This window comes from Brasilonema bromeliae SPC951 (assembly GCF_012912135.1).
Lineage (GTDB): Bacteria > Cyanobacteriota > Cyanobacteriia > Cyanobacteriales > Nostocaceae > Brasilonema > Brasilonema bromeliae.
On sequence record NZ_QMEB01000222.1, the window covers coordinates 1 to 11673 of the forward strand.

13 protein-coding genes are annotated in these 11673 nt (G+C 41.6%); 5 read left to right on the forward strand and 8 right to left on the reverse strand.

Annotated features, from left to right (window positions below; translation table 11 throughout):
* The first annotated feature begins 746 nt into the window (after nucleotides 1-746).
* Both DP116_RS22625 and DP116_RS22630 read left to right on the forward strand, forming a co-directional pair.
* A complete protein-coding gene (locus tag DP116_RS22625) occupies nucleotides 747-1826 on the forward strand; it encodes a M4 family metallopeptidase (protein ID WP_169157317.1) in 1080 nt (359 codons plus the stop codon).
* Nucleotides 1827-2000: 174 nt separating this feature from the next.
* Entirely contained in the window at nucleotides 2001-2288 is a 288-nt protein-coding gene (locus tag DP116_RS22630) for a protealysin inhibitor emfourin (RefSeq protein WP_169157318.1), read from the forward strand.
* A 71-nt stretch (nucleotides 2289-2359) separates the two neighbouring features.
* Here DP116_RS22630 and DP116_RS22635 read toward each other — a convergent pair whose 3' ends face one another.
* Nucleotides 2360-3628 carry a cytochrome P450 gene (locus DP116_RS22635; protein ID WP_169157319.1) on the reverse strand — a complete coding sequence of 423 codons (1269 nt, stop codon included), beginning with the start codon at nucleotides 3626-3628 and terminating at the stop codon, nucleotides 2360-2362.
* Between the two features lie 208 nt (nucleotides 3629-3836).
* On the opposite strand from DP116_RS22635, the gene trpS reads away from it, so the two are divergent.
* The 3 genes from trpS (at nucleotide 3837) to DP116_RS22650 (ending at nucleotide 7427) form a co-directional block, all read left to right on the forward strand.
* Nucleotides 3837-4847, forward strand: coding sequence for a tryptophan--tRNA ligase (gene trpS / locus DP116_RS22640; protein ID WP_169157320.1), 1011 nt, complete (start codon nucleotides 3837-3839; stop codon nucleotides 4845-4847).
* A 62-nt stretch (nucleotides 4848-4909) separates the two neighbouring features.
* Nucleotides 4910-5830 carry a methylenetetrahydrofolate reductase gene (locus DP116_RS22645; protein ID WP_169157321.1) on the forward strand — a complete coding sequence of 307 codons (921 nt, stop codon included), beginning with the start codon at nucleotides 4910-4912 and terminating at the stop codon, nucleotides 5828-5830.
* A 145-nt stretch (nucleotides 5831-5975) separates the two neighbouring features.
* Entirely contained in the window at nucleotides 5976-7427 is a 1452-nt protein-coding gene (locus tag DP116_RS22650; protein WP_169157322.1) for a hypothetical protein, read from the forward strand.
* Nucleotides 7428-7507: 80 nt separating this feature from the next.
* Here the strand turns inward: DP116_RS22650 and DP116_RS22655 are convergent, their stop codons facing one another.
* The 7 genes from DP116_RS22655 to DP116_RS22685 form a co-directional block, all read right to left on the reverse strand.
* Nucleotides 7508-7843 carry a XisI protein gene (locus tag DP116_RS22655; RefSeq protein WP_169157323.1) on the reverse strand — a complete coding sequence of 112 codons (336 nt, stop codon included), beginning with the start codon at nucleotides 7841-7843 and terminating at the stop codon, nucleotides 7508-7510.
* Nucleotides 7831-8247, reverse strand: coding sequence for a XisH family protein (locus DP116_RS22660; RefSeq protein ID WP_169157324.1), 417 nt, complete (start codon nucleotides 8245-8247; stop codon nucleotides 7831-7833). The genes DP116_RS22655 and DP116_RS22660 overlap by 13 nt, the downstream gene beginning before the upstream one ends.
* Nucleotides 8248-8666: 419 nt before the next feature.
* Entirely contained in the window at nucleotides 8667-9116 is a 450-nt protein-coding gene (locus DP116_RS22665; protein ID WP_169157325.1) for a type II toxin-antitoxin system VapC family toxin, read from the reverse strand.
* Entirely contained in the window at nucleotides 9103-9339 is a 237-nt protein-coding gene (locus DP116_RS22670; protein ID WP_169157326.1) for a hypothetical protein, read from the reverse strand. Before DP116_RS22670 ends, DP116_RS22665 begins: the two co-directional genes overlap by 14 nt.
* A 77-nt stretch (nucleotides 9340-9416) precedes the next feature.
* Entirely contained in the window at nucleotides 9417-9605 is a 189-nt protein-coding gene (locus tag DP116_RS22675) for a hypothetical protein (RefSeq protein WP_169157327.1), read from the reverse strand.
* 14 nt (nucleotides 9606-9619) lie between these two features.
* Entirely contained in the window at nucleotides 9620-10834 is a 1215-nt protein-coding gene (locus DP116_RS22680; protein WP_169157328.1) for a DUF790 family protein, read from the reverse strand.
* Nucleotides 10835-10880: 46 nt separating this feature from the next.
* A partial coding sequence (locus tag DP116_RS22685) for a helicase-related protein (protein ID WP_281357463.1) occupies nucleotides 10881-11673 on the reverse strand: 793 nt, incomplete at its 5' end.

Below are 11673 nucleotides of genomic sequence, written 5' to 3' on the forward strand. Positions count from 1 at the left end.
GAACAGGGAACAGGGAATAGGGAACAGGGAACAGGGAACAGGGAACAGGGAACAGAGAACAGAGAACGCTTAACTCTTAAGAAGGAATAAAAGTTTACGTACAAATTTTTTTCAAAAATCAAATAGGAGTCTTATATCTAAAATACTCAATACATGAATGAATTGTATATGAAATAACATTTTTTCAGTATAAAAGCATAATTAATGACTTTGGAAATATTTTTTTTTAAATAATTATGTGTGGGAATAGTTAAAGGTTATGAGTATGACATAAAAAACAAAATGGTCACGAGGGATTTAACCCCCTGACCATGTATCAACCAAGTTTTACAACACACAACCACACACAATTTAGTGGGGTCTTTTATTATGTTAAACAATCTTATGATTTTGGTCTAGATTTTTACTAGCGACATCTCCTATATACAATTTTTTATTTTTGAGAATATTTACATCAAAAAGAACTCAGTCTTAAATAAACCATTATTATTAAGTGGAAGCATCAGTGGAAATTCTCATAAAATAGCTAGTTACCGGAAAAGCGTTTGCCAGGAATACTAATTTTGACACTGGTATTCGCGCTTATGTTACCCGAATGAGTAAGCCAACACTGAAAAATGCTCTTGTAGACTGTTTGCGATGACTTTGCTTCATCTTTCGTTTGGAATGATGACTCTGCTCGTTGTTGTATAGACTAAGAGATACTGTTTGGCATTACTTATCTGAAAAAGGAGAAGATCTTAAAGATGGCTCGAAAAAACAAAAAATCTGTTATGTCTGAATGTGAGCATCTACTTGACACTAGATGCCCCATCTGTTGTATTGTTCCACCTCATATGCTGGAACACGTTGCAGTGAATGGGAACCCACAGCAGCGTGAGTGGGCGTTTCGCACATTAAATGTTTCGGCACAATTTCGTGGACGGCGGAACGTAGTAGGTGCTGTGAATTTTGCGGTTTCTCCTGGTCAGAAGCGTCGTACTATCTTTGATGCGAAAAATAGTGAACAACTTCCTGGCGTACTCGTACGTGGAGAAGGCGATCCCCCAAGTCAAGATACGGCGGTCAATGAAGCCTACGATGCAGCTGGTGCAACTTATGACTTGTTCAAAGAAATTTTTGAGCGCAATTCTGTTGATGATAAGGGACTGCGTTTAGATTCTACCGTGCATTACAACGTTAAATATGACAACGCCTTTTGGAATGGCGACCAAATGGTTTACGGTGATGGTGACGGAGAAATATTTCAATGCTTCACCAAATCTATAGATGTGATTGGGCATGAGTTAACTCATGGGGTGACTCAGCATGAAGCTGGTCTGATCTATTTTGGAGAATCTGGAGCACTCAATGAGTCATTTTCTGATGTTTTCGGCTCTCTGGTCAAACAGCGAGTCAAAAATCAGACCGCAGATCAGGCAGACTGGATCATTGGGGAAGGTCTATTGACGCCCAAGACAAAAGGCGTTGGCATTCGCTCAATGAAAGCGCCTGGAACAGCGTATGATGATCCAGTACTGGGCAAAGACCCCCAACCAGCGCATATGAAAAACAAATACACTGGTACGGATGATAATGGCGGAGTACATATCAACTCAAGTATTCCCAATTACGCCTTTTATCTAGCAGCGGTGGAAATTGGCGGCTATGCCTGGGAAAAGGCTGGGAAAATCTGGTACATTACTTTACGCGATCGCCTAAAATCTAAAGCCAATTTTAAACAGGCTGCTAATATCACTATCAAAGTTGCTGGAGAACTTTACGATCAAGGAAGTAAAGAACAAAAAGCAGTGCAGAATGCTTGGCAAAAGGTAGGAGTTCTCTAAGAGGATGAATTATGAATCATCAAAGTTTTAACAGTTGCTTGATAACTGTTGACTGTTGTAATGAATGATAACTCATCATTGAGTGTTATCTTTCTTGATAAACTGGGAAATATGTTATGACCTTCCCAGTTTTTATTCATTCTTGCAAAATATAGCAAGACGGAGAGCAAGAAAATGCGGATATCATTTGAACGCACGGGTGGTTTTGCAGGGATAAGTAGAAAAAAAACTGTAGATACAGCAAACATTCCGGCAAATGAAGCTGATCAACTACCGCGATTAGTAGAAGCCGCAGATTTCTTCAATCTACCCGAAAAGATCACAGCTTCTACGACACAACCTGACCGCTTTCAGTACAAGCTAACGGTAGAAGAGGAAGGAAGAGAACACACAGTCACGGTGAGTGAAGCTGCGCTACCAGGAACGCTAAGACCCTTGATTGAATGGCTTCAACAAAAATAGAATTAAGAAAAAATGTTTTTGTTTTTCATTCTGTAGACAGATGAAAAAATAGATTGATTAGAAAACTCATTTTAATGTTGGGTTTCACTTTGTTCAACTGCTACCTTGTCGAACTCAATATAGAGGTGCTTGAGTCCCCGCATGAGTATGTTCGGCAAGTACTGGTAATCACCTTGTGCCAAGCGGATGTTCTTAATCCGTAGCAGCAACCGCTCATAGGCGATCTGCATTTCCTTGCGAGCAAGCATAGCGCCCAAACAATAATGAATGCCATGACCAAAAGATAGGTGGTTGCTGGCATTATGGCGGCGCACGTCGAAACTCTCACCCTCTGGAAATTTTATGGGGTCGCGGTTAGCAGCATCGAAGCGGATCATGACCAAAGACCCAGCTTTGAGATCAACGTCTTCTAGTTTTGTATCTTGCGTCACAACTCGCCACATTCCCGCTGTCGGAGTTTCCATCCGTAGAACTTCTTCAACAAAGTTCTCTACCTGGGAAAGATCTGTTTGTAGCAACTTCATCTGCTGGGGATTCTTTGTCAGCAACAACATCCCACCCGCGATAGCACTGGTGACAGTCTCATTGCCTGCCACTAGTATTTGCTGAATTATACTCAGCAGTTCAGCTGTGTCGAGCGATCGCTCAAAAGCCACCTCCGCCTGTACCAAGTCCGTGATCAAATCATCCTGAGGCTGTTTTTGGCGTGACTCTATGACATCATGAAAATAATGCTGGAAAGCAAGCACATCTTTAGCACACTCGATCTCCTGCTCTTTAAAAAGCATATGGCTTAGGCGCGCAATAAAAGAATCAGACCATTGCTTGAACTTCGGCAGATCTGCCTGCGGCACACCTAACTGCTGAGCAATAACTTTGAGCGGTAAGGGTACGGCAAACTCACTAACGAACTCACACTTGCTCTTATCAATAAAACTGTCAATGAGTTCATCAACAATCTGCTGAATCAAGTCATGCATTTTGTTGACACGCGACGAGCTGAATGCCTTATTCACCAGTGATCGGAATCGCTCGTGTTCTGGCGGATCTGCCGTGAGCAAGGTGTTCATCTGAGGCCAGCCTTGAGCAGAGATTTTCTGCAATTCCGGATCCTGTTCTTCTTTCCCAGCCAGTAAAGTAGAGAAATTGCTAGAGAATACTTTTGTATTTTTAAGAATTTCTATCACCAAGTCATAGCGGGTAACGAGGAAGAGTTTGGCGTCAGTTTTGGGACTAGGTAGCTCCATAATTGGTGCTTGCTCCTGTGCTAGCTTGTAGAATTCATAAGGGCACACAAGCAGTTCAGGGTCAAAGAAGTTGTAGTCCGACAGATGCTTCATGCTTCTAATAGTGGTCAGTGATGGTTTGCTTTGAGTCACTGTACAGTCAACATCATCTTAACAAGTTAATAACGCAACATATTAAACATCCACAACATGCGCTGCTTATATTTGCGTGAAATATAAAGAAATGTCAAAAATTTTCTGCAACAATGGAAGTCAGTTGTAAAGCCGCATTGTCGGATTTCAAAACATTATATTGGAGTTTATGGGTAGGCAACGAGTTCTTTCCGGAGTTCAACCAACTGGCAATTTACATTTAGGCAACTACTTGGGTGCAATTCGCAATTGGGTAGAAATCCAAAGCCAGTATGAAAATTTTCTCTTCATAGCTGATTTACACGCGATTACTGTGCCCCACGAACCAGCAACGCTGGCAGCTAATACCTATACTCTAGCTACTTTATATCTGGCTTGCGGACTTGATCTCAACCATTCTACTATCTTTGTGCAATCTCATGTTTCTGCCCACAGTGAACTGACTTGGTTGTTTAACTGCATCACGCCCCTGAATTGGCTGCAAGACATGATCCAGTTCAAGGAAAAAGCAGTCAAACAAGGAGAAAATGTGAATGTTGGCTTGTTGGACTACCCAGTGCTGATGGCATCTGATATTTTGCTTTATCAACCAGATAAAGTACCAGTGGGTGAAGATCAAAAGCAACATTTGGAACTGACGCGGGATATCGTCAACAGGTTTAATCACTTCTTTGCTAAACCAAATCAGCCAGTGCTGAAGTTACCAGAACCTTTGATTCGTAAAGAAGGTGCAAGGGTGATGAGTTTAACCGATGGTACTAAGAAAATGTCGAAGTCCGATCCGTCTGAGTTGAGTCGAATCAATTTGCTAGATTCACCTGATGAGATTACAAAAAAAATTAAGCGCTGCAAAACTGATCCGATTCGCGGTTTAGAGTTTGACAACCCAGAACGTCCTGAAAGTAACAATTTGTTAACATTGTATATGCTGCTTTCTGGAAAAACCAAGGAAGAGGTAGCGGCGGAGTGTCAAGATATGGGCTGGGGGCAATTTAAGCCTTTGTTAACGGATACGACAATTGAAGCCCTTAAACCTATCCAAGAAAAATATCAGACGGTGACGAACGACAAAGGTTATTTGGAGTCTGTGTTGCGCCATGGAAAGCACAAAGCAGAGGCGATCGCCAACCAAACTCTCAATGAAGTCAAAGCTGCGATGGGTTACTCTATACCCCTATAAGCTTTTCTCATGAGGTTATCTTGTGTTATAGCTGTACCCAGAGACAGAAATGGTCATTTTTTATGCTGGATACGATAAATCCAACTGCTTTAACTTCTTTTCGTACAGCGGCAAAAACAGGTCAATTCCTGATTACCGCCGAGGTAACACCACCTAAAGGCGGTAATCCAGAACACATGATAACAATGGCGGCGACTCTTAAGGGGAGGGTTCATGCCGTCAATATTACTGATGGTAGCCGCGCAGTATTACGGATGTGTTCATTAGTAGCGTCGGCAATTTTGTTACAAAATGGCATTGAGCCGATTTGTCAGATTGCTTGTCGCGATCGCAACCGTATTGCCATACAAGCCGACCTTATGGGCGCTCATGCTCTAGGTATTTATAACATCTTAGCTTTAACTGGTGACCCTGTGAAAGCAGGCGACCATGCCGACGCTAAGGGCGTGTTTGATTTGGAAGCAGTGCGCTTACTGCAACTGATTCACAAACTCAATCAAGGCTTAGACTGCAACGAAAAACCTCTGACTGATGGTGCGCTAGACTTATTTCCTGGTGCAGCAGTCGATCCGCAATGTGCAAGTTGGTCTGGTTTGCAAAGTCGGTTTGAGCGTAAATTAGCGGCGGGAGCGCAGTTTTTTCAAAGTCAATTGATTACAGACTTTGATCGGCTAGAAAAGTTTATGGACAAAATAGCCGCAGGCTGTGATAAACCGATTTTGGCAGGAATTTTTCTGTTGAAATCAGCGAAAAATGCTCAGTTTATCAATCGGTGTGTACCAGGGGTGAATATTCCTGACCACATAATTGATAGGTTAGCGCAAGCAAAAGATCCGCTTGAAGAAGGGATGAAAATTGCTGCTGAACAAGTCAAAATCGCACGTCAATTGTGTCAAGGTGTGCACATGATGGCGGTGAAGCGTGAAGATTTGATTGTGCCAATTTTGGATATGGCGGGTGTTGCATCGATTAGCAAACTTTAAATTTTAAATGTCGGGATTTTGGATTGGCTGGTTTTCGCTAATCCAAAATCTGAGATACACTAAATTCTCAATTACAAGTAATGGCAAGGAAGGGCACGTTTGCCGTAGTTAAGATATCGACTAAGCTTTACTTAAACCATCAAAAATGCTTCCTAAAGATAAAGATTTAATTCTCCAAGAAAAAGTAAAACTCTACAACAATATTGCCAAGATAAACAATTGTGAAGGTCGCCTTTTGGCAGAATTGGAGATTTATCCCACGCCACGCATTATTTGGGAATTTGAAATCCTTGGCAATGTTCAGTGTAATTTTCCTTCACTCTCACTTGACTCAAACACAAAAAATCCGTTGATTGGACACTGTTTTTCCATAGAACAGCCGATATGCACTGGCGACTCTTCTAATATTGTTGGACCACTCAGAGCTATAAGGGGTGCTACTGCTCAGGCTGTTTATGGTGACATGGAGGATACAGCACATAAATTTATCTTTTACCTGCCTAATACTCGCTTTCAGTACAATAGTGTCCGCCAAGAAATATTAATAAAAATCCTAAAAGAGGTTGGCAGTGATACAGAAGTTAGTTGGGAGAACGGAGGTAGGTACGTACAATCAGCTATAGATAATATTTGGAGTATTCGCTTAGATATATGGACTGATGCACTAAATTGGCTCAACCCCCAAAATCGGAACACAGGTAGCCTCATTACTACAGTTGGAACCCTTTACCAGCGAAAATATAAGCCGACAGAGCCTGAAACCTTATCTGAACTTCAAACTATTACACTCAGCAATGCTTTAGAGCAGCTCAAACATCTTTGCTTGTTTCTGTCTTATGCCAACGGCGGCTATATTGGTCCTCTTTTCATTGAAGGTTACGAGTATACTCAAAACCGATCGCATCCCATTCAAACTTCTTGTGCAGTTGCTCTGACATTTCAAACCACTCCACTAGAACAATTGTGTTATTCATGGGTGACTGTGGACAGCGACTTGAAAGTGTACATGGAGTGCTTCCCCGCTTTTAAGGGCATAATGCAAAACCCAACATGGAGACAGACCTATGACTTTACACTCACTCAGTATTTTCAAGCAACGCGACCAGGAATGCGTTGGCAAGTTGTAGCAACTGCTGTAGGTGCTGCCCTTGAGCGGTTAAGTTACACCATTCTTGTTGAAGAAGAAACTAATGCCACAACAAAAGCTGCTTGCGAATTACTCTTTGATATCAAACAAAGTCAAACCGCTAAACAATGCTGGAATTTAGGTAAAAGTTCTGGTCAGGAGAATATTAGTGTAACTGGCAAACGTCTGAGATTGTTACTCGAACGCATAGGTTTAACTAAGAGTAAAGGATATGACGACATAGACGATGTACCTTCGTTTCTTGAAGTGCGAAATGATGCAGTTCACCCTAGAGTTGGCAGCATGACAATTGAACACCGCTGGAAGTTTATAAAACAAGCAATTCAGTGGATTGATGAAGTTTTGTTATGGCGACTAGGTTACAGCAGCAAGTACTTGGATCGTACGCAAGAGTGGGAGTCGTCTACACTTCCCCGTTATGACCTAAGTTTACGTGCTTCTAGTTGGTAACTTTGCTCACTCATAGCTTTCATTGTTTGTGCTAAACAAGTTACTGAGGAAGCGGCAAAACTCAACTTCATACATCAAGACTATGCCACAGCATATCCCGTATACTGCCTGAGTTCAGGCTCTCGAAACCCTAAGACAATGTGGTTCTCGGGGATTCCAGCTTCTGTCAAATCTTTGGCAATACCGTGTTCAGTACCATCGCGCTGAATCCAGAGTTTGTTGTTGATAATGTCGATGTGAATAATACAACCGTGAACTCGGCGATCGCCATCCCACCCCACATTCACCAGCAAATATCGGTCGTTCTTGCGATCAAAGACGACTTCGGTTTGAATCTCACCGTAAGCGTAAGGAACAGCAGCATATTCAGAGAGAATTTTTTCAGTAATCTGTCTATAGCTGTCTAGGGTATCCATTTGAGAATTACCTCCATGCTAGGGTCAAACACAATGAGCTTGACACGACCTTTGCTTAATAACAGTTTACCAATTGGTTCTTCAAACAGGTCTATGTAAACTCCATTGCGGATAGCAAGGTATAAAACTCGTTCTGGTTCTTTTTCTGAAAGAATATCATTGTAGAGAATATACTGCCCCAGCGCCTTTTCTAAATCATCGATATCAGAGCGACCAACAAAACTTTTAATTTCGACTGCTATTTTAGACTTTTCTTTCTCAGCAGCGATGAGTTGTTCTGCTCCCAAGTCAACATATAAATCTTTTTTACCCAACTCAAGTTTTAGAGGATCGTGGGTTATTGTCCATCCATCTTTGAGCAGAGCATTTTTAACAGTGTTGTGATAAATATCGCGTGAAGGCATAATCTTTAATCAGTGAACAATGAACAGTGAGATCTGATAACTGATAACTGTTAAATGTCTACTTTATAGACAAAATATAACCCAATACGGTTCAGTTAGAGCTAAAAACCTGATTTTGCGTAGGTTGGGGAGCGTAAGCTCCAGGAGGGTTTCCCTCACTTGGCGTCTGGCGTTTGAGGAACGAAACCCAACATTCTCGGGGCTTTGTTGGGTAACGCTATCGCTCTACCCAACCTACAATTATCCTTAACTGAACCGTATTGAAATATAACCACAACTATGATTAGCAGGAATTGCCTCCATCATCTTGTTAGGAAAAGCTAATTTTAGATTCCGCATTAATTCAATAAAGCTATTCTGTTCATGTCTTGCAAACCTCGGATTACAACGTTTGGGACAGGTACAAAATATCAGATGATCTACTCTTGTAAAGGCAAAACAGTGATTAACTCAGAAAATCTAGTAAAATCTCCAGTGTTATGAGTTAAGAGCTGAGGAATACCGTAAACTAGCATTGTGGCGACAATATTCGCATCATGCACTTGCTTGCCACCACTAAGAATTTCTTCCATTAGCGTCAACAACCTTTCAGTCACATGAAAGTTATCTTCAGCAACTCGAAAGCGGTTGGAGAAATACCGCACGTCTTCCACTAGGGAAGAAACAGAAATTTCTCCAGTTAAGTCACCTTTCCTTGTCATAGCTGCTAAATATTCCCTGAGAGTTTGGCGACTGATCCATAGTTCAATTCCCTGTTCTTCTATAGCTTGAAGTCGTTCCGTAGCTTGTAAGTGAAACGGTGACAAAGCTAAATTGGCATAAACCAAAATATTCGTGTCGATGAAGACAGAGTTATCAGTCGTTTGCATATAAATCTTCTCGGCGGAAAGTAAGGCTTTCCGAGACTAATCCTACAGGATAGGCAGAAAATTTTAGAGGCGGACGCTTTTCCTTAATTATCTGCTTCTCTACCAAAGGTTTTTCATCAATCACCACCACCAATTTATGCTCACCTGCTGGGATATCTGGTGGTAACTGTACTGTGATTTTCCCATCTTCTGTAACTGTAGCAATTGTCGTAATCGCTTTCATCTCATTTCTCCTAAAATATGACGGTAGCGTCCCCAATGATCATACATATCCTCACGTCTTAAAGAAAGATTTTCAGGTCAAGAACTGTAATTGTCTACTGGGAAGTTTAAAGGTGGATGCTTTTCCTTTGTCTCTGGTTTTTTGGGTAAAGGCTGTTTAGCAATTATCACCACAACTTTATGCTCACCTGCTGGAATATCTGGCGGTAACTGTACTGTCATTTTTCCATCTTCTGTCACTGTGGCAATTGTTTCGATAACCTTCATATCATTCCTCCTTTTTACTCCATCACTGCTAACACTGCTTTCGGCAACAATTTATCTTTAAACCAAACAATCCTAGCAGGCACATCATTTAATTCAACTCCGGCTTTCTCCAAATTCAATCGTTCAGAAATAGCCAAAATTAAATCATCACGTCCTGCACGCCGTACCTGTGAAAACTTCTTTTGTAAATATTCTGGTCGCCAATAACCAACTATTTCTAATAACAGCGATCGCCCATCAGGATGCACTAATCTAAAATCGGGAATCATCACACTTCCAGGAATAGGAATTAAGTCAACCTCTCGCTCTAACACCCAATCCGTTTTCGTTGACTCCCACTTATCAGCAAAAGACTCTTCCAACATACTGTCGTATGGTTTACCAGTGGAATAATGAGACACCAAACCGCATTCAGAATTGAGAGTAAAACGTCCAGTTTTCCATGTATTTGTGTATGGATCACGAATTTGTAATATCGTGGAAAGACTCCATTTTGTGACATGAAGTAAAGCCGGAATCAGCTTCGCTATAGCCAAACCATACCGCGTACTGGGAGTAAACAAACTCGTCGGACCATCAATAGTAATTGTAAAACCGTGGTCAGCATCACCCTCAATATAAGACATTAATTGAAACAACTTAAGGTAACGAAACAAAAGCTTATATTGTCCCGGAACATTGCGATGAGCATTTATCACCAACTGACTTGCTCTATAAAACACTCCCTGCACCTGAGATAAATTGTATCGATGCAATAAATCATGGGGTGCTGGTGCATCAAAAGCTATTAAAATTTTATTTTCAGATAAATCCGCATATAATCCCTCACCTACTTGTTTCGGCAAAACTTCGCGTTCAAGTTCATGACTCAATTCATCAGCAATTTTTGTTAAAGTCGTTTCTGTCAACTCGCGACTCGGAGGAGACTTCGCCGCCAAAGCAAAAACCCTTTCTCGTAACATTTGAGGTTCCAGAGGACTCACCACCTCAAAAGTGCAGAAACTGCTTTTGAGGATATAAGCTAAACCCCGCTTGACTCTATAATCTGGAGTATCCCCCTCCAACTCCGACAACTGACGCTCAAGCGTACCCTGAGTCTCACCTACCGCTTTTTGAAAACAACTTGTTAACTCAGTGGCGATCGCCAAATGATTATTATCAATCTTCAGTCTCTTCGGGATTATCTCTTCCCCATTTTGCCTGTGGCTTAGTAACTCTGTTGGTAGCATTGGACTTTTGAACCGCAGATAAACGCAGATAATTATTGCAACATTATCAGCTTTCATCCGTATTTATCGGCGGTTTCTTTTGAACTTTATAATTTATCTCCAACTGTTCAGCAGCCTTAAGACTCTTTTCCTTCCCACTCCCGTAAACAACCCGCAAATTCCCTTTCTTCTCCTCTTTCTCTTGGCGTTCTTGGCGTTTTGGCGGTATGTCCTCCGGAGACGCTGCGCGTTCGCGAAGCGTCTCCGGAGGAGATACGTTTTTCTTCTCCATACCTCTTCTCCTCGCCGAAGTCCCCTCCTCACTCGTATCCTCCGCCACCACCTCGTACAAAATCGCCTGCTTCTTATTATCCTTACCTTTTCTTAAAACCCTTCCCAATCTTTGAATATACTCCCGTGTCGAACCAGTACCAGATAAAATAATCGCAACAGAAGCCGCAGGAACATCAACACCTTCATTCAACACATGAGAAGCAACCAAAGTTTTAAACTCTCCCTCACGAAACTTTGTTAATATTTCATGCCGTTCCTTGACAGGAGTTTGATGAGTAATTGCTGGAACCAGAAAATTTTGAGAAATGTGGTAAACTGTCGCATTATCAGCAGTAAAAATCAAAACTCTTTCTGGATAATGTTCTGTTAATATATCAGCAAGAACTCTTATCTTCCCATCAGTACCCAAAGCAATTTCTTTGGCTTGACGGTGCGCTAACATTGCTCTACGTCCGGCTTGCGATCGCGCACTCATTTGCACAAATGTTTGCCAACCTTGAAGACTCCCTAAAGATATCTTTGATTGCTTCAAAAAGTCATTGCGAACTTGAATCAGTTGATTGTAC